General features: G+C 56.7%; 18 protein-coding genes. 10 read left to right on the top strand and 8 right to left on the bottom strand.

Annotated elements, in window-relative coordinates; translation table 11 throughout:
- Nucleotides 1-62 precede the first annotated feature (62 nt).
- Together ACMGG1_RS01495 and ACMGG1_RS01490 are read left to right on the top strand one after the other, a co-directional pair.
- Nucleotides 63-1,052 carry a quinone oxidoreductase gene (locus tag ACMGG1_RS01495; protein WP_020837160.1) on the top strand — a complete coding sequence of 330 codons (990 nt, stop codon included), beginning with the start codon at nt 63-65 and terminating at the stop codon, nt 1,050-1,052.
- 117 nt (nt 1,053-1,169) lie between these two features.
- The gene (locus ACMGG1_RS01490; RefSeq protein WP_262244658.1) at nt 1,170-1,601 is read left to right on the top strand and encodes a lysozyme inhibitor LprI family protein; all 432 of its coding nucleotides are present in this window, start codon (nt 1,170-1,172) and stop codon (nt 1,599-1,601) included.
- A 309-nt stretch (nt 1,602-1,910) separates the two neighbouring features.
- Here ACMGG1_RS01490 and pspG read toward each other — a convergent pair whose 3' ends face one another.
- Nucleotides 1,911-2,129 carry an envelope stress response protein PspG gene (gene pspG / locus ACMGG1_RS01485; protein WP_258090750.1) on the bottom strand — a complete coding sequence of 73 codons (219 nt, stop codon included), beginning with the start codon at nt 2,127-2,129 and terminating at the stop codon, nt 1,911-1,913.
- Between the two features lie 159 nt (nt 2,130-2,288).
- Entirely contained in the window at nt 2,289-3,299 is a 1,011-nt protein-coding gene (dusA, locus tag ACMGG1_RS01480; protein ID WP_261287007.1) for a tRNA dihydrouridine(20/20a) synthase DusA, read from the bottom strand.
- Between the two features lie 204 nt (nt 3,300-3,503).
- Here dusA and ACMGG1_RS01475 point away from each other — a divergent pair, with 204 nt between their 5' ends.
- The 4 genes from ACMGG1_RS01475 to zur all read left to right on the top strand — a co-directional run bounded on the left by ACMGG1_RS01475 (nt 3,504) and on the right by zur (nt 6,021).
- On the top strand, nt 3,504-4,037 hold the full coding sequence (locus ACMGG1_RS01475) for a tetratricopeptide repeat protein (protein ID WP_115060659.1): 534 nt from the start codon (nt 3,504-3,506) through the stop codon (nt 4,035-4,037).
- A 42-nt stretch (nt 4,038-4,079) separates the two neighbouring features.
- The gene (locus ACMGG1_RS01470) at nt 4,080-4,568 is read left to right on the top strand and encodes an RNA polymerase sigma factor (RefSeq protein WP_071827058.1); all 489 of its coding nucleotides are present in this window, start codon (nt 4,080-4,082) and stop codon (nt 4,566-4,568) included.
- Entirely contained in the window at nt 4,565-5,323 is a 759-nt protein-coding gene (locus tag ACMGG1_RS01465; protein ID WP_414161111.1) for an anti-sigma factor family protein, read from the top strand. Before ACMGG1_RS01470 ends, ACMGG1_RS01465 begins: the two co-directional genes overlap by 4 nt.
- Nucleotides 5,324-5,508: 185 nt before the next feature.
- Nucleotides 5,509-6,021 (top strand): zinc uptake transcriptional repressor Zur, encoded by a 513-nt coding sequence (gene zur / locus ACMGG1_RS01460; protein WP_041415728.1) that lies wholly within the window; start codon nt 5,509-5,511, stop codon nt 6,019-6,021.
- 105 nt (nt 6,022-6,126) lie between these two features.
- Here the strand turns inward: zur and ACMGG1_RS01455 are convergent, their stop codons facing one another.
- The 4 genes from ACMGG1_RS01455 to ACMGG1_RS01440 form a co-directional block, all read right to left on the bottom strand.
- Nucleotides 6,127-6,336, bottom strand: coding sequence for a CsbD family protein (locus ACMGG1_RS01455; RefSeq protein WP_017894203.1), 210 nt, complete (start codon nt 6,334-6,336; stop codon nt 6,127-6,129).
- Between the two features lie 286 nt (nt 6,337-6,622).
- Entirely contained in the window at nt 6,623-7,987 is a 1,365-nt protein-coding gene (dinF, locus tag ACMGG1_RS01450) for an MATE family efflux transporter DinF (RefSeq protein WP_414161110.1), read from the bottom strand.
- Between the two features lie 101 nt (nt 7,988-8,088).
- Complete coding sequence (lexA, locus tag ACMGG1_RS01445) at nt 8,089-8,697, bottom strand: transcriptional repressor LexA (RefSeq protein ID WP_037416119.1); 609 nt, start codon at nt 8,695-8,697, stop codon at nt 8,089-8,091.
- 121 nt (nt 8,698-8,818) lie between these two features.
- Nucleotides 8,819-9,187, bottom strand: a complete 369-nt coding sequence (locus ACMGG1_RS01440; protein WP_128864499.1) for a diacylglycerol kinase — start codon at nt 9,185-9,187, stop codon at nt 8,819-8,821.
- Between the two features lie 148 nt (nt 9,188-9,335).
- Here ACMGG1_RS01440 and plsB point away from each other — a divergent pair, with 148 nt between their 5' ends.
- The gene (gene plsB / locus ACMGG1_RS01435) at nt 9,336-11,801 is read left to right on the top strand and encodes a glycerol-3-phosphate 1-O-acyltransferase PlsB (RefSeq protein ID WP_115060665.1); all 2,466 of its coding nucleotides are present in this window, start codon (nt 9,336-9,338) and stop codon (nt 11,799-11,801) included.
- A 60-nt stretch (nt 11,802-11,861) separates the two neighbouring features.
- Here the strand turns inward: plsB and ubiA are convergent, their stop codons facing one another.
- Together ubiA and ubiC are read right to left on the bottom strand one after the other, a co-directional pair.
- A complete protein-coding gene (gene ubiA, locus ACMGG1_RS01430) occupies nt 11,862-12,755 on the bottom strand; it encodes a 4-hydroxybenzoate octaprenyltransferase (protein ID WP_128864498.1) in 894 nt (297 codons plus the stop codon).
- Nucleotides 12,752-13,276 carry a chorismate lyase gene (gene ubiC, locus ACMGG1_RS01425; protein WP_020837172.1) on the bottom strand — a complete coding sequence of 175 codons (525 nt, stop codon included), beginning with the start codon at nt 13,274-13,276 and terminating at the stop codon, nt 12,752-12,754. The genes ubiA and ubiC overlap by 4 nt, the downstream gene beginning before the upstream one ends.
- Nucleotides 13,277-13,667: 391 nt before the next feature.
- Between ubiC and ACMGG1_RS01420 the strand changes: the two genes are divergently transcribed.
- The 3 genes from ACMGG1_RS01420 to ACMGG1_RS01410 are packed head-to-tail and all read left to right on the top strand — an operon-like array spanning nt 13,668 to nt 17,080.
- A complete protein-coding gene (locus ACMGG1_RS01420) occupies nt 13,668-15,050 on the top strand; it encodes an MFS transporter (RefSeq protein WP_044553806.1) in 1,383 nt (460 codons plus the stop codon).
- A gap of 22 nt (nt 15,051-15,072) precedes the next feature.
- Nucleotides 15,073-16,074 carry a LacI family DNA-binding transcriptional regulator gene (locus ACMGG1_RS01415; RefSeq protein WP_122080339.1) on the top strand — a complete coding sequence of 334 codons (1,002 nt, stop codon included), beginning with the start codon at nt 15,073-15,075 and terminating at the stop codon, nt 16,072-16,074.
- Between the two features lie 22 nt (nt 16,075-16,096).
- Entirely contained in the window at nt 16,097-17,080 is a 984-nt protein-coding gene (locus ACMGG1_RS01410; protein WP_122080340.1) for a nucleoside hydrolase, read from the top strand.
- Nucleotides 17,081-17,096: the final 16 nt, after the last annotated feature.

The raw sequence follows: 17,096 nt of genomic DNA, 5'->3' as shown, positions 1-17,096 counted from the left end.
AAACTGGATCGCCAATACTAAAACGCGTAGGGTGAAATCAGACACCCACACGAGGTACTGATATGGCCAAGCGCATTCAATTCTCCGCCACCGGCGGCCCTGAAGTGTTGCAATACGTTGATTTTACCCCACCAGACCCGGCAGCCGGTGAGGTGCAGATCGAGAACAAGGCGATCGGCATCAACTATATCGACACCTACATACGCAGCGGGTTATACCCGCCCGCCAGCCTGCCAAGTGGGTTGGGCACCGAGGCGGCCGGGGTGGTCACCAAGATCGGCGCAGGAGTCAGCGCGCTGAAGCCGGGTGACCGCGTGGTTTACGCCCAGTCAACGCTCGGTGCTTACAGCGAAGTGCACAACGTCGCGCAGGAAAAAGTGGCCATCCTGCCGCACAATTTGAGTTTCGAGCAAGGGGCAGCCTCATTCCTGAAGGGGCTGACGGTGCATTACCTGCTGCGTCAAACCCATGAGGTGCAGCCGGGTGAAGTGTTCCTGTTCCATGCTGCCGCAGGCGGTGTCGGGTTGATTGCCTGCCAGTGGGCCAAAGCGCTCGGGGCGAGGTTAATCGGCAGCGTCGGTTCCGACGAAAAAGCCGAGCTGGCGAAGCGTGCCGGCGCCTGGGCCACCATCAATTACCATAAGGAAGACATCGCCCAGCGCGTCGCCGAACTGACCCAGGGCGAAAAAGTCGGCGTGGTGTATGACTCTGTGGGCCAAAGTACCTGGCAAGCCTCGCTCAATAGCCTCAAGCGACGTGGGCTGATGGTGAGCTTTGGCAACGCCTCCGGCCCGGTTACCGGAGTCGATCTGGCGTTGCTGAACCAGAAAGGCTCTCTGTATGTCACTCGCCCTTCCCTCAATGGCTACATCACCAGCCGCGCGGAACTGCAATTTGCCAGCAATGAGCTGTTTTCATTGATCGGCAGCGGGGCCATCAAGGTCGACGTGAAGGAAGAGCAGAAGTTTGCGCTGGCTGACGCACAACGTGCGCATCAGGTGCTGGAAAGCCGTAATACCAGCGGCTCAAGCCTGCTGATCCCTGGTCGTTGAGTTGGAAAAAAGATCGGTAAAATTAGGTATAACGTGCGGTGGTACATCGTCTAAAGGCGAAGAGTGGAATATGATCTTCCGGCAATTCACGTTGTTCAATAGGGAAATAGCTCTGAAATGAAAATAAAAATGCTGGTTACAGCGCTGGTTTTCGCCGCAGCTCCAGCGTTGGCCACCGCAGCGCAGGCAGCGACGCCAAACGCAGAAAAAGACGCATTGATGAAATACCCTTACTCTGCCGCCTATACGCAATGTATGAGCAAACCAGATCTCAATACACCAAGTATGGCTGCCTGCATTGAAACAGAGTTCAAGCTCTGGGATGCACGCCTGAACAAGTCCTATAAAGAAGCGCTCAAGTTTAAGGCGGCCCCAAAAGCCTGGCGTGAGGCACAGCGTAACTGGCTGAAGTTCAAAGACAGCCAATGCCAGGCGCTGGTGGCAGCACCGCATGGCTCCGGCGATGCACTGGATGCGGCTTCATGCCAACTGAACATGACCATTGAACGCACGTTGCAGCTTGAAAGCGACGACTGGCCAAGATCTTAATATTCCTGGATTATCAGTAACAAAAAGGGCTCCGTAAGGAGCCCTTTTTGTTACTGCGTTTGTAGGGGTAGAGCAGAGTCCGCCAGAGACAGTGGGTTGCTTGAGCAACGCTCGTATTATTATTGTCTCTTGCGGTGATGAAATCGGTCGCATCGCTGCATCGGCAAACATCCTAACAGCCCCGAGGCGCAAAAAAAATGGCTAATGCGCCGCACCGGCCGTTTAAACGTCAAGCTGTGATCGCTGCCGCATTAAGAACGCCTCTGTTGCTCGATTTTCAGCGTGACCGACTGATTATTCGACAAAAAATTAATAGCGGCGTATTGAAGGCTTCTGCATTGAACGGTAGATCCAAACGCCAACCACCGCCAAAATCAGCCACGGCAACAGCTTAATCACCATCGCAAACAGCCCGCCAATCAGCATGAATGCCGCGGCCACCAGCAACGCCGCGAATACGCCCAGCAACGAAATGCCCGTCACCATCAGCATGACGATAAAGCCGACCAGAAAGAAGAGTTCCAACATGATTTTGCTCCTTCGCAAAACAAAGTATCTGCGAAGGTATTACAAGAAGCGTGCCAAAATGGTGAGAGGACTAAGTTATTGAAATTGAAAAAAAGGCATGCCGCATCACGCAACATGCCTGGTCAAAAACACTAACTGTTAGTCAGAATTTTATCTCTATTACGCCATCTCGGTGCGCGGTAGGCGAACCAAATCCAGCGCCTGCTCAACCACGCGTGCATCGGCCCCTGGCTTATGGGCATTTTCACTCAGGTGACGGCGCCACTGACGGGCACCGGGCACGCCCTGGAACAACCCAAGGATATGGCGGGTGATATGGCCCAAATAGGTGCCCTTCGACAGCTCGCGTTCAATGTACGGATACAGCGATTCGATAATCGCTATGCTGTCCATAATTTCGCTTTGGCAACCAAACAGTTCACTGTCGACCCGCGCCAGAATGCCCGGGTTCTGGTAGGCTTCGCGCCCCATCATCACGCCATCCAGATGCTGCAGATGCTGTTTCGCCTCTTCCAGCGTTTTCACCCCCCCGTTAATCGCCAGAGTGAGCGTCGGGAAATCCTTTTTTAACTGGTACACGCGCGGATAATCCAGCGGCGGCACTTCGCGGTTCTCTTTCGGACTCAGGCCCGACAGCCATGCCTTGCGGGCATGAATGGTAAACATGTCACATTCACCGCGCCCGGCGACGGTGGCGATGAAATCGCACAGAAACTCGTAGCTGTCCTGATCGTCAATACCAATGCGGGTTTTCACCGTCACCGGGATCGACACCACGTCGCGCATCGCCTTGATGCAGTCGGCAACCAGCGTTGCCTGCCCCATCAGGCAGGCACCGAACATGCCGTTCTGTACCCTATCCGACGGGCAACCGACGTTGAGGTTGATCTCGTCGTAGCCGCGCTGCTCAGCCAGTTTGGCGCAGTGCGCCAGCGCAGCCGGATCGCTGCCGCCCAGTTGCAGCGCCACAGGATGTTCTTCTTCGCTGTAGGCCAGATAGTCGCCCTTACCGTGGATAATCGCGCCGGTAGTCACCATCTCGGTATACAGCAAGGTTTCCTTGGTCAACAAGCGGTGGAAGTAACGGCAATGACGATCGGTCCAGTCGAGCATAGGCGCGATGGAAAAACGATTGGCGGCGTATTTTGGGGCGTTATTGTCTGTCGTCATGCTGGGCTACTGGCTACCTGATTCTGTCTGGGGTTCAACGAACGGCATGCTGCCGCAAACGGCTATTATAACGACAATCGACGGCGTTGGGAAAACCGCTGTGTCGCCGATAAAAAAGCACCGGCAAAAGCGAATAAAAAGAGGCTGTCAGGTGTTCTCTCTGTAAGGCCGCAGTTCTGCGTCCTTCATGATGAGGAAATAACCATGAACAGTTTCGTTAAACGCCTGCTGCTGCCAGTCATTGCCGGTTCACTGCTGTTTTCCGGTACCGCTCTGGCGATGGGCGGCGATGGCAGCGGTCAAACCACGCCAACCTGCCCCAAAGGCCAGATATACGATACGAAAACCAAAACCTGCATGGTGGATAAAAGCAGCATGGTCAGCGACAACGATCGCACGAACTATGCCTATGCGCTGGCCAAAAGCGGCCGCTATCAGGAAGCGCTGGATGTGCTGAATACCCTCAAAGATCCCAACACTGCCGTGGCCCTAAATTACCGCGGCTATGCCACCCGCAAGCTCGGCCGCACCGACGAAGGGATCGGCTACTATTTAAAATCAGTGGCGCTCGATCCGAAATACCCCAAAGTCCGCGAATACCTGGGTGAGGCTTATATGATCAAAGGGCGTCAGGACCTGGCGAAGGAGCAGCTTAAGGTTATTCAATCGCTGTGCGGTACCGGTTGTGAAGAGTACCGAGATCTGGCGGCGGCTATCGATCATCACCCTGAATCGTAAAACCCGGAGGCAAACATCAGCAGCGACGCGATCCGCAACGAAATCGGCCAATATCTCTCCCGCCTGTGGCGCTATGGCTTGGTGCTGTCCCACCGGCGGGACGTAGCCGACGACTTGGTTCAGGCCACCTGCGTGCGGGCGTTGGAACGCGCCGCACAGTTTGCCGTGGGAACGCGTATGGACCGCTGGTTATTTTCCATTCTTCACTCCATCTGGTTGAACGAGGTCCGCTCTCAGCACATTCGCCAGGGACAGGGCTTTGTCGACGTTGACGAACTGGCCGGTGCGGAAAACGGCGAGCAGCCGATTTGGGCCAATGAGGTGATGCAACGGGTTAATCAACTGCCGGAGGCGCAGCGCAATACGTTGTTTCTGGTGTACGTGGAGGAACTTTCTTACCGGGAAGCCGCTGAGGTGCTAGGTGTGCCCATTGGCACCATCATGAGCCGTCTGGCGGCGGCACGGCTGCGGTTGGCGAACGACAGCCTGCTGCAAACCCGTACCCCGCAGGTAAAAGGAGAACAATCATGAATTCAGCCTACGCAACGGATGAACTGCTGGTCGCCTATCTGGATAATCAGTTGGACCCACAGCAACGCCATCGGCTGGAACAGCGTCTGGCCGGTGAACCGGCGTTGGCAGAACGCTTGTCGTTGCTGGAGCGCAGCAGCTTGCCCTTTAAGCAAGCCTTTGCGCCTTTGCTTGATGAAGCGCCGGTGCAAAGATTGCAGTCAAAATTGCCACTTATCGTCCCCTCGCCACCGCACGCTATCAGCCGCCGTGGCCTGATTGCCGCCGCCGTCGCTTTTCTGGCACTGGGCATCGCAGGCGATCGCGCCTATCTGCAGCTCAGCCAACCGGATGACAACTGGCGGAGCCTGGTCGCTCAATATATGGCGTTGTACAGCCCGGAAACGCTGATGGGTTTTGAAGGCTCCGCAGCGCAGATTACCAGTCAACTACAGCACACCGGTGATCGGCTGGGCATCGCGCTTCCTCTGCCGCAGCTGACGTTGCAAGGGGCCGAACTGAAAAACGCCCGTGTGCTGGCGTACGACGATCGCCGTATTGCTCAATTAACCTGGTTGGATGCGCGGTACGGTGTTTTGGCACTGTGTATTATCCAGCAACCGGGCAAGTCGCAGCCCGCCGAGAGCGAACAACGCCTGGGAATGAATGTGGTCTATTGGTCCGATAGCAGACACAGCTTCATGCTGATTGGCCATAACCCGGCAGTGGAAATGGTCAGATTGGCCAGTCAATTACAGCGTTCGCTGACCGCCTAAGAGCCTACGCGAAGCCATAGCCTGCGAGAACGGCACGGAACATCGTGAATATCATCACATTTCTGGCTAACAACGGGCGCTAAACCGGACGTTTAATGCGCCATACTGGCAGAAAAGTGGCCGACTCTCGGCGATTTGGCTGAAGCATGGTAAAATCGGCTTTTTTACGTACCGGGAAATTTGCCATGAACTCAAGCACCCAGGAAAAGCTGCTGGCGCAGGCTGAACAACTCTGCCAGCAACGCAATGTGCGGCTGACACCGCAGCGGCTGGAAGTGTTACGCCTGATGGCACAACAGCCCGGTGCCATCAGCGCTTACGACCTGCTGGATTTGCTGCGCGTAGCCGAACCCCAGGCCAAACCCCCCACGGTTTACCGTGCATTGGATTTCCTGTTGGAACAAGGCTTTATTCATCGCGTGGAATCGGCGAACAGCTATGTGTTGTGCCATCATTTCGAACAGCCGATGCATACTTCCGCACTGTTCATTTGCGATCGCTGCGGCCAGGTGACTGAGCGCACAACCGAAGGGATCGAAGAGACGCTGCAAAAGCTGGCTAAAGAGTCAGGATTTGCCCTGCGTCACAGCGTGGTAGAAGCCCATGGTCTGTGTGAGGGTTGCGTTGAGGTAGAAGCCTGCGACAGCAAACATGATTGCGGCGAACACGATCACAGCATCGCTATCAAGAAGAAATAAGAGGGTATCAGGTACCTCCCTGTACCTTCGGCCATAGCGTCAAGGGGATTGAAACGCCTGGCCATCAGCATAGTTTACGGCCGCAATCCGCTGCGGCCTATCGCACTACCAGCGATACTTGTTGTGGTCTTCCCAGGATTTCACTTCTTTCTCGGCCGCCTCTTTCTGGTAGCCGTAGCGTTCCTGAATTTTACCGACAAGCTGTTCGCGTTTCCCTTCAATGACCGTCAAATCATCATCGGTCAGCTTGCCCCATTTTTCCTTCACTTTCCCTTTAAACTGCTTCCAGTTACCGTCGGCTTGATCTTTGTTCATAACCTCTCCGTTACCTGTGATTAGTCAGTTTTAAAAACTTGTCGCTGGGCTTAACTGAGTAATAATCATGGTCAATTGACCTAAAATGAAGGGAATATCATTCCAATTCATTCCGCCAGCCACATGATTAACTATAGCAACAGATATCGATAAATAACAAAAAACCAGAATAAAAATTCAACAAAACAACAAAATTCAGTAAAACACCCGAAATAACAGTCAGTAAGCGGGACTCAATCGACGCGATAATATGTAACTCAATATGAATACAAAACATTAGTTAATTTTATGATAACGTCTCATTGTGAGCCGTTGGATCCGCGGCAAACCAGGTACCGCGCAGCCTGTGGCGGTGCCAAATCCAGCCGAGCGCGATGCCGCGCAGAGAAAGAAAGACCGCCAGCGCCAGCCATAAACCATGATTGCCCAAGGCGGGTACGGTCAGCAGCGTCAAACCATAGCCGGCCGCTGCCACTGCCATGCTGTTGCGCATTTCTGCTCCTCGGGTGGCGCCAATAAACATGCCGTCCAGCAAATAGCACCATACGCCCACCAATGGCAGCACCACCTGCCACGGCAGATAGTGGCCGGCCAGCGCACGCAGTTCCGGTAACGAGGTCAAGGCGGCGATAATATGCTGACCGGCAACGGCATAAACCAGGCCAAAGGCCAACGCGACCAGACAGGCTTGTCGGCAAGCCGCACGCCACACCTTGCGCAGTTGGCTATCGTCACGCGCGCCATAGGCATGGCCAGAATGCGCTTCAACCGCGTAGGCAAAACCGTCGAGCGCATAGGCGGTAAAGGTCAGTAAGTTCATCAGCACCGCATTCACCGCCACCACTTCGCCGCCAAGCCGGGCACCGAAGATGGTCAAAGAAGCGAAACACAGCTGCAGCAGCAGGGAACGCAGCATAATGTCGCGATTCAGCGCCAGTAAACGCCGCAGGTTGCCACGCCAGGCAGTGCGCAGCATCGGCATGGAAATGCCACGTAGGCGCATGACCCGCCAGGACAGCCATAAGCCCAGCAGCAGCGTGGCATACTCAGAAATAGCGGTTGCCGTCGCCGCACCTTGCACGTTCCAGCCCAGCCCCATCACCAGCCAGATATCCAGTACAATATTCAATAAGTTGCCGACAATCAGCAGGATCACCGGCGCACGTACGTATTGCACGCCAAGCAGCCAGCCCAGGATAACCATGTTCGCCAATGCCGCCGGTGCGCTCAGCCAGCGGATCTCGAGGAATAATCGGGCCTGCTCCAGCACCGCCACGTCGCCACCGACGATTTTCAGCGCCAGTTCGATCAGCGGATGGCGCAGCAAGACAATGGCCACACCGGCCAACGCCGCCAGCAGCAGCGGTTGCATAAAGGCGCGCGCCAATCCCTGTGGGTTTTGTGCGCCCAGAGCCTGCGCAGTCAGACCGGTGGTGCTCATACGCAGGAACAACAACAGCATGAACAGGAAGCTGGTCGCCATGGCTCCTACCGCCACACCGCCCAGATAAACAGGGCTGTCGAGGTGACCGATCACTGCGGTATCCACCAGCCCAAGCAACGGCACGGTGATATTGGAGAAAATCATTGGCAGCGCCAGGCGCCACAAGGCTTTATCGGTATCGCTGGTGAAGGCGGAGAGCAGGCGCATAGTGAAATGTTCCCGTGGCAATGCGGTTTTAATCGATCAGAAATGACATCGCCCCAGAGCTGGGGCGATTTAAATCAAAGGGCAGCGTGCAGGCTTATGGGTTAAACCCAGTCGCCGTTGCGGATCACGCCGACCGCCAAGCCTTCAATGGTGAAGTTCTGCTGACGCAGATCAACCACAATCGGCTGGAACTCACTGTTTTCCGGTAGCAACTCAACCACGTTACCGTGCTTTTTCAGCCGCTTGACCGTAACTTCATCTTCGATGCGCGCCACAACCACCTGGCCATTACGCACGTCCTGAGTTTTATGCACCGCCAGCAGATCACCGTCCAGAATACCGATATCACGCATCGACATACCGTTAACCCGCAGTAGGAAATCCGCGCTCGGTTTGAACAAAGAAGGATCCACCTTGTAGTGACCTTCGATATGCTGCTGCGCCAGCAGCGGCTCACCGGCAGCCACGCGGCCAATCAGCGGTAAACCCTCTTCATCTTCCATCAGCAACCGAATGCCGCGCGAAGCGCCGGAGACGATTTCGATGACGCCTTTACGCGCCAGCGCTTTCAGATGTTCTTCTGCGGCATTTGGCGAACGGAACCCCAGACGCATGGCGATCTCGGCACGCGTCGGCGGCATGCCAGTGGACGAAATATGATCGCGAATCAGATCATAGACCTCTTGCTGTCTGGTAGTTAGTGCTTTCATTCCGCCCCCTGTTTGTTTATACAGTCTTGCTGTGAGTATATACAGGTAAGTGCGGCTTGGGAACCGAAGAATGAATAAAAATCAGGGATTAGCGACCCGGATCGCAACGAGCTTGCTCTGCTCAGACAAAGTGCTGCCACAGCACCGCGCCCCAAACAAACAGCGCCAAAATAACCGCCAGCAAAACTGCCGCCGACCCCATATCCTTGGCCCGGCCGGACAGCTCGTGATACTCGGTCCCCACCCGGTCAACAATCGCCTCAATCGCGCTGTTGAGCATCTCGACAATCATCACCAGCACCACCGACCCAATCAGTAAAATGCGCGCTATCGCACCCACGTCCAGCCAAATCGCCAGTATGATAGCCAGGACGGTCACCACCAACTCCTGGCGGAACGCCGCTTCGTGCTGCCAGGCAGCGGAAAAACCTTTATAAGAGTAGCCGGCGGCTTTAATAATACGGGTCAGGCCGGTTGCTTGGTTCGTCATGTTTTTAGTGCCTTTCGCAGAGGTAAGTCATAATTAAACAGTTTAGGCCAGGAAGCGCTCACGGCTCCCGGTTTTCCAACACCACAGATCTGCTACCCGGTTTCTGGTATGCTTGCGGCGCATTGCTAACAAGAGGCTTCACGTTGTTATGTCAGGTTGGCGTAAAATTTATTATAAACTATTGAATTTACCACTCAAATTGTTGGTAAGAAGTAAGGTTATCCCTTCAGATCCGGTCACGGAGTTAGGGTTGGATCCCTCACGGCCGATTTTGTATGTTTTACCTTATAATTCCAAGGCGGATTTACTGACGCTGCGCACCCAGTGCCTGGCGCAGGATTTGCCCGATCCTCTCGAACCGCTGGAAATAGACGGCACCGTGCTGCCCAGCCACGTGTTTATTCACGACGGCCCGCGCGTATTCCGCTACTACACGCCGAAAGAAGAGTCGGTAAAACTGTTCCACGACTATCTGGATCTGCATCGCAGTAACCCGGATCTCGATATTCAGATGCTGCCGGTTTCGGTGATGTTTGGCCGCTCTCCGGGGCGCGAAGGCCACGGCACACCGCATCTGCGCTTGCTAAATGGCGTGCAGAAATTCTTCGCCGTGCTGTGGCTCGGCCGCGATAGCTTTGTGCGCTTCTCCAATACCGTTTCGCTGCGCCGCATGGCGACCGAGCACGGTACGGACAAGATCATCGCGCAAAAGCTGGCTCGCGTAGCCCGGATGCACTTCTCGCGTCAGCGTCTGGCCGCAGTAGGCCCAAGCCTGCCGGCCCGTCAGGACCTGTTCAACAAGCTGTTGGCGTCCAAAGCGATTGAAAAAGCGGTCGAAGACGAAGCGCGCAGTAAAAAAATCTCCCACGAAAAAGCCCAGCAAAATGCCATTGCATTGATGGAAGAGATTGCCGCCGACTTTTCTTACGAGACGGTGCGCCTTTCCGACCGCGTGCTGAGCTGGACCTGGAACCGCTTGTATCAGGGCATCAACGTCACCAACGCCGAACGCGTGCGTCAGCTGGCGCAGGACGGCCACGAGATCGTGTATGTGCCCTGTCACCGCAGCCACATGGACTATCTGCTGTTGTCCTATGTGTTGTACCACCAGGGCCTGGTGCCGCCGCACATTGCTGCCGGTATTAACCTCAACTTCTGGCCGGCCGGGCCGATCTTCCGCCGCCTGGGCGCGTTCTTTATCCGCCGGACCTTCAAAGGCAACAAGCTGTACTCGACGGTGTTCCGTGAATACCTCGGCGAGCTGTTTACCCGCGGTTACTCGGTCGAGTACTTTGTCGAAGGCGGGCGTTCCCGTACCGGGCGTTTGCTGGAGCCGAAGACCGGCACCCTGTCGATGACCATTCAGGCGATGCTGCGCGGCGGGGCCCGCCCTATCACGCTGGTGCCGATCTACATCGGTTACGAGCACGTGATGGAAGTGGGTACCTACGCCAAAGAGCTGCGTGGCGCCACCAAGGAAAAAGAGAGCCTGCTGCAGATGCTGCGCGGCTTGCGCAAACTGCGTAATCTCGGCCAAGGCTACGTGAACTTCGGCGATCCCCTGCCGTTGACCACCTACCTGAACCAGAATGTGCCGCAGTGGCGCGAATCGATTGACCCGATCGAATCCCAGCGCCCAAGCTGGCTGACGCCGACGGTCAACGATCTGGCGGCCAAGATTATGGTGCGCATCAACAATGCCGCAGCGGCCAACGCCATGAACCTATGTTCCACGGCGTTACTGGCTTCTCGCCAGCGCTCGTTAACCCGCGAGCAGTTGCTTGAACAGTTGGAATGCTATCTGCAACTGATGCGCAACGTGCCTTATGCCGATGACGTTACCGTGCCGACTCAAACGCCGGATGAGTTGCTGGATCACGCGCTGAACATGAACAAGTTCGAGGTGGAGAAGGATAACATCGGCGATATCATCATTCTGCCGCGCGAGCAGGCGGTGCTGATGACCTATTACCGCAACAATATCCATCACCTGCTGGTTCTGCCGTCTCTGATTGCCACTATCGTGATGCACCATCGCCGGGTATCTCGCGCTGAACTGCTGCGCCAGATTGGTTTGATTTACCCGATGCTGAAAGCCGAGCTGTTCCTGCACAACGACAAGGAACAACTGCCGGAAGTGCTGCAACCGCTGATCGAGGAAATGATCCGTCAGCAATTGATCTGCGATAAAGGCGACGATCTGGTACTGAATCCAGCACGTATCCGTCCGTTGCAGCTGCTGGCCGCCGGTGTCCGTGAAACCTTGCAGCGCTACGCCATCACCATGTCTATCCTCAGCGCCAACCCGAGCATTAACCGCGGTGCGCTGGAGAAAGAGAGCCGTATCATGGCGCAGCGTTTGTCCGTGCTGCACGGCATCAACGCACCGGAGTTCTTCGACAAGGCGGTATTCTCCACTCTGGTGGCTACGTTGCGTGAAGAAGGCTACATCAATGATATTGGCGATGCGGTGCGTGAGCACACCCTAGAGGTGTACAACATGCTGAGCGACCTGATTACCCCGGAAATCAAACTGACCATTGAAAGCGTCAGCATGCCGGCGGAAACCAACGCTCTGCCGGAAGCGATTGAACCGGAAGAGAAAGACCAGTAATACGTTGATAAAAAAAACAAAAAGGCACCCCAGGGTGCCTTTTTTACTGTCCGAACGTGGTCAACTTTGCCAGTAACTCAGCGCAATACCGATAAACAGTACCAGCCCGACGTAGTTGTTATCCAGGAACGCTTTGAAGCAGGCATCCCGTTCACGACCGGCAATTTGTTTTTGCTGATGGATAAACAGGGCTCCCGCCAGCAACAGCGACCAATAAAACGCGCCGCTCAACTGCGCCAGATAGCCCACCCACAGCATCAGCAGCAAGGTGGCGAACTGCAGCAGGCCGACGATCAGTTTGTCGTAACGGCCGAACAAAATGGCGGTGGATTTCACGCCAATCTTCAGATCATCGTCGCGATCGACCATGGCATACAGCGTATCGTAAGCTACCGTCCAGCAGATGTTGGCCAGCAGCAGCAGCCAGCAGCTCAGCGGCAACGATTCGCTGACGGCGGCGTAGGCCATCGGAATGCCCCAACCAAACGCAGCGCCCAATACGAACTGCGGCAAATGAGTGACCCGCTTCATAAACGGATAGGCCCATGCCAGCGCCAACGCCGCCAGAGACAGCCAGATGGTCATCGCATTCAGCGTCAGCACCAGCGCGAACGAAATCAGCACCAGCACCACAAACAGGATCTTGGCCTCTTTTTCGCTCACCCGGCCGCTGGGCATTGGGCGTCCGGCGGTACGCTTCACATGGCCATCGACGGCGCGATCGGCATAATCATTCACCACACAGCCGGCGGCACGCATCAGGAAAACCCCGACCACAAACACCAGCAGGATAGACAACGACGGCATGCCCTTCCCCGCCAGCCACAGCGCCCACAGCGTCGGCCACAGCAACAGCAAGGTGCCAATAGGTTTATCGATGCGCATCAGATGGCTATAAGCCTGCCATTTACTTTGAATCACGCTTCCCTCCAAGGTATTTCCTCTCCTCATCATTCGGGGTCAGTACTGCCCGCGGCGTACAGCGGCGAAGCCGGTAGAAACAGTTCGGTCAGCAACAGCGGTTTACCCGCCAGCCGCAGGCGGGAACGGCGTGCCCACAGCGCATCTTGCCGACCGATATGGATGTAATCGCGAGTTAACTCGTCGCTGCTAAAAAGATAGCGCCCCAACGGCAATGTGCCCAAATCCACCAGCGCCAAATCCGGGCCGGTCAGAGTTTCCTGCGGGATCACCGTACGCCCCAGCAGCCAGGGCTGGTTGTCGCCCAACAGCACGATTTCACGCAGCCAGTATCGTGGGCTGTCAGGAAGATGGTCGGCTTCTTCGCCCAGTTGATCGCGGGTGATAAAACACTCGCGCTGCGGCTCAACGTGCACGCGCCCGCAGTGACGTTCAAAGCGGCGGGTCATGGATCCTAACTCCATCAGCCAATCACTGACGGCGGCGGGTGGCGGAGATTGTTGCGCGGATAACCACTCCAACGGCGGCAGGATGGAATCCTTATTGCCAGACATTGCTCTACTCCATGCCTGACGCCGCGCCCTGCGGCCGCGCCAGACCAGACAAACTGTTAACAGTTGACCATTGTAACGCAGAAATTCAAAAGCGGCAGGCTGATTCGTGGCGTGGCGCACAGCAAAATAACGCCCAAAAAAGCAACGCAATGTCATCTTTCTGCCATCTGTTTTCTTTACCTTCGTCCACCGGAGCGATGGGGATTCTGTGATCGCCTGCAAACTTTCGCCTCTGCCACATTGTTTTATCTACGCGCGTAGATACTCTTGTGCCGCAGCGTTGAATCGCCATCAGTCCAACACTTTGTCAGCAAACCTTCTTGCCGACACCAGGGAAACCATCTTTAACGGCGCCATTTATGGCGCATGACGAAAAGAGGATATCAATGCCATGAGCGAAACAACGCTTGCACACCAACAGGCCGCCGGCGATACGCTGGCGGCCGACGAACGACTGGCCACCAAAGAAGGGCGCGGCCAATTCTGGCGTGCCACTTTTTCCTGCTGGCTCGGCACCGCGATGGAATATGTCGATTTCGCACTGTATGGCCTGGCGGCCGGTATGGTGTTCGGCGATGTGTTCTTTCCCGAAGCCACACCGATAGTGGCGCTGTTGGCCAGCTTTGCCACTTACTCCGTCGGCTTTGTCGCCCGTCCAATCGGTGCGTTGGTATTCGGCTGGATTGGCGATCGCAAAGGCCGCCGCGTGGTACTGCTCACCACGGTCGCGTTGATGGGCGTTTCTACCACGCTGATCGGGCTGATCCCCTCCTACGCACAAATTGGCGTTTGGGCGCCTGTCTGTCTGGTGATCCTGCGTTTTGCGCAAGGTTTCGGTGCCGGAGCGGAGCTCTCCGGCGGCGCGGTGATGCTGGCAGAATACGCGCCGGCAAAACGACGCGGTCTGGTCGCGTCGATCATCGCCATCGGTTCCAACAGCGGCACCCTGCTGGCGTCGCTGGTGTGGTTGTTAGTGTTGCAGTTGGACAAAGCGGATCTTATCGCCTGGGGATGGCGTATTCCGTTCCTTGCCAGCATCCTGATCGCCGCAGGAGCACTTTACCTGCGCCGCCACGTACGCGAAACGCCGGTGTTTGAACGCGAGCTGCAGCAAAACCACCAGCGGATGCTGGAAAATACCCCCACCGAGCCGGATAACCGCAGTTATTTGCAGCGCACCAAAGCTTTTTGGATCATGCTTGGCCTGCGCATTGGCGAGAATGGCCCCTCCTATCTGTGTCAGGGCTTTATCGTCGGTTACGTCGCCAAGGTGCTGATGGTGGACAAGTCGGTGCCCGCCCTGGCGGTGATGATCGCCTCACTGTGCGGTTTCCTGGTGATCCCCCTGGCCGGTTGGCTTTCCGATCGCTTCGGCCGTCGCATCACTTACCGCTGGTTCTGTCTGTTGCTGGTGTTGTATGCCTTCCCGGCGTTCTGGCTGCTCGACAGCCGCGAACCGGCAACCGTCATTTCAGTGATTGTGGTCGGCATGTGCATTGCGTCACTCGGCATTTTTGGGGTGCAGGCGGCCTATGGCGTGGAACTGTTCGGCGTCAAAAATCGCTATTCAAAAATGGCGTTCGCCAAGGAGCTGGGGTCGATCCTTTCCGGCGGTACCGCTCCGCTGATCGCCACCGCGTTGCTGTCCGGCTTCGGTCACTGGTGGCCTGTCGCCTGCTATTTTGTTGTAATGGCGGCCATTGGCTTAATCACTACCTTCTTTGCACCGGAAACACGCGGCCGCGATCTAAACCTGCCGCAGGACGCGGCGTAATCAGGGCGCACAGGAACCCAACTTGGATAATCAATCTGCGCGACGCATCACCCGTGCCGACGTCGCCCGCGTAGCGGGCACCTCGGTTGCGGTCGTCAGCTACGTGATCAACAACGGACCGCGCCCGGTGGCGGAAGCCACCCGTCTGCGGGTGCTGGAGGCGATCGAAAAAACCGGTTACCGACCAAACGATATCGCCCGGGCACTGGCTTCAGGCAACACCCTGACCTACGGGTTGGTGGTACCCGATATCTCCAACCCGTTTTTTGCCACCCTGGCCCAGGCGTTGCAGCGAGAGGCTTTCAGCCACGGTCGGGTACTGCTGTTGGGTGACGCCGGTGACGACCGCCAGCGCGAGCACGATCTGATTAATCATCTGCTGCGCCGTCAGGTTGACGGGCTGCTGTACACCAGCGTCGATCGCCATCCCTGGTTCGATCTGATCCGCGCATCCGGCACGCCATGCGTAATGATTGACACCATAGACAGCCATGCCGGCGTCTGCGCCATTCGCGTCGACGAGCGTGATGCAGCCTGTCAGGCAACTCGCCATCTGTTGCAGCACGGCTATCAGGACATCGGCATTTTTGTGGGCCCCTTGACCATGCTCAACGCGCAGGACCGCCTTAACGGCTGGCGTGATGCACTGAAGGAAGCGGGCATTGCGCCACGCGAAGAGTGGATATTCGAAGCGCCCTATACCCGTCAGGGGGGCTATCAGGCCAGCCAGAAAATGCTGCAAGCCCCGCGGCCGCGGGCCATATTCACCTCTAACGAACAACAGGCGCTCGGTTGCCTGTCGGCACTGGCAGAACACCGGCTTCGCGTGCCGGACGATCTGGCGATCATTTGTTTTAACGGCACCCAGCAGTCCGAGTTCAGCGTGCCACCGCTCAGTGCGGTCGAACAACCGATTGACGCCATGGCCAAGCGAGCCATCGCCATGCTGGCCGCCGGTGCTGCACAGCCAGAGCTGCACGAATTCGCTTTCCAACTGCATATCCGCCGATCGTGCGGCTGTTAGTTTATTGATTCAGGTAACCGCTATGCGTTTGATTATTGATTGCGATCCCGGCAACGGCATTCCCGGCGCCAACGTTGATGACGGGCTGGCGCTGGCATTGGCACTGGCGGCCCGCCCGCGACTCTCACTGGAGTTGATCAGCATTGTTGCGGGCAATACGCCACGTGACGCTGGCTTTGCCGTGGCACAACATTTGCTGCAACAAACCGGCTATCAGGTGCCGATTGCCGTCGGCGCGGCGCGCGCGCTGAGCGAACCGCCAGAACCCTGGCGCGCCCACCTCGACCGCGCGATTGCCGATCCTGATCTGGCGGCACTGTGGCGCAATACGCCTTACCCACAGGCCGCGACCACGCCAACGCCGAACGCCGCCGTGGCGATCGGCGAGTTGATCTGCAATAACCCCGGCGAGATCACCCTGGCGGCAATCGGCCCCCTGACCAACGTCGCCCATGCTCTGCAGCTGTACCCGCAGATGGCACAGGCGGTGAAGGAAATTGTGATCATGGGCGGAGTCTTCAACCTGGAAGGCTACATCAAGGACACCAATTTTGGTCTGGATCCGGAAGCCGCACGGCAGGTGCTGACCAGCGGTGCCAATATTACGCTCGCCCCACTGGACGTTACTACGCAAACCATGTTGACTCAGGAAAGCCTGGCGCAGATGACCCAACCGGACACGCCGCTGTGTCGCTATCTGCGAACCACCACTCAACCCTGGATCGACTATTCCCGCCATACCCGCCATCTGCCGGGTTGCTGGATCCACGATGCGCTGGTGATTGCCTGGTTGCTTGAGCCACAGTTGGTGACCACGGAGGAATATTATGTAGATGTCGCACTGGAAGGCGCTATGACGCGCGGCAGTTCTCGCCGCTGGCGTCCCGGAAGCCTGCGTCTGACGGTCGGCATGCCGGAACCCGAAGGCAAGCCGTTGCGGGTGATGCAGCAGGTGGATAATGCCCGCCTGCTGGCGTTGATCGGCACCACCCTGGCCCGCGGATGAAAAAAGGTGCGCCGGG

The sequence above is a fragment of the Serratia sp. BNK-12 genome, from assembly GCF_047456085.1.
In the GTDB taxonomy this organism is placed as follows: domain Bacteria; phylum Pseudomonadota; class Gammaproteobacteria; order Enterobacterales; family Enterobacteriaceae; genus Serratia; species Serratia liquefaciens.
The sequence above is the reverse complement of the archived record's forward strand: the minus strand, read 5'-3'. Positions and strand labels throughout refer to the sequence as shown.

Excerpts from the sequence above, each read along its gene's own strand:
- ACMGG1_RS01495 (WP_020837160.1), top strand. The coding sequence starts at position 63 with ATGGCCAAGCGCATTCAATTCTCCGCCACCGGCGGCCCTGAAGTGTTG.
- ACMGG1_RS01490 (WP_262244658.1), top strand. The coding sequence starts at position 1,170 with ATGAAAATAAAAATGCTGGTTACAGCGCTGGTTTTCGCCGCAGCTCCA.
- pspG (WP_258090750.1), bottom strand. The coding sequence starts at position 2,129 with ATGTTGGAACTCTTCTTTCTGGTCGGCTTTATCGTCATGCTGATGGTG.
- dusA (WP_261287007.1), bottom strand. The coding sequence starts at position 3,299 with ATGACGACAGACAATAACGCCCCAAAATACGCCGCCAATCGTTTTTCC.
- ACMGG1_RS01475 (WP_115060659.1), top strand. The coding sequence starts at position 3,504 with ATGAACAGTTTCGTTAAACGCCTGCTGCTGCCAGTCATTGCCGGTTCA.
- ACMGG1_RS01465 (WP_414161111.1), top strand. The coding sequence starts at position 4,565 with ATGAATTCAGCCTACGCAACGGATGAACTGCTGGTCGCCTATCTGGAT.
- zur (WP_041415728.1), top strand. The coding sequence starts at position 5,509 with ATGAACTCAAGCACCCAGGAAAAGCTGCTGGCGCAGGCTGAACAACTC.
- ACMGG1_RS01455 (WP_017894203.1), bottom strand. The coding sequence starts at position 6,336 with ATGAACAAAGATCAAGCCGACGGTAACTGGAAGCAGTTTAAAGGGAAA.
- dinF (WP_414161110.1), bottom strand. The coding sequence starts at position 7,987 with ATGCGCCTGCTCTCCGCCTTCACCAGCGATACCGATAAAGCCTTGTGG.
- lexA (WP_037416119.1), bottom strand. The coding sequence starts at position 8,697 with ATGAAAGCACTAACTACCAGACAGCAAGAGGTCTATGATCTGATTCGC.
- ACMGG1_RS01440 (WP_128864499.1), bottom strand. The coding sequence starts at position 9,187 with ATGACGAACCAAGCAACCGGCCTGACCCGTATTATTAAAGCCGCCGGC.
- plsB (WP_115060665.1), top strand. The coding sequence starts at position 9,336 with ATGTCAGGTTGGCGTAAAATTTATTATAAACTATTGAATTTACCACTC.
- ubiA (WP_128864498.1), bottom strand. The coding sequence starts at position 12,755 with ATGATGAGGAGAGGAAATACCTTGGAGGGAAGCGTGATTCAAAGTAAA.
- ubiC (WP_020837172.1), bottom strand. The coding sequence starts at position 13,276 with ATGTCTGGCAATAAGGATTCCATCCTGCCGCCGTTGGAGTGGTTATCC.
- ACMGG1_RS01420 (WP_044553806.1), top strand. The coding sequence starts at position 13,668 with ATGAGCGAAACAACGCTTGCACACCAACAGGCCGCCGGCGATACGCTG.
- ACMGG1_RS01410 (WP_122080340.1), top strand. The coding sequence starts at position 16,097 with ATGCGTTTGATTATTGATTGCGATCCCGGCAACGGCATTCCCGGCGCC.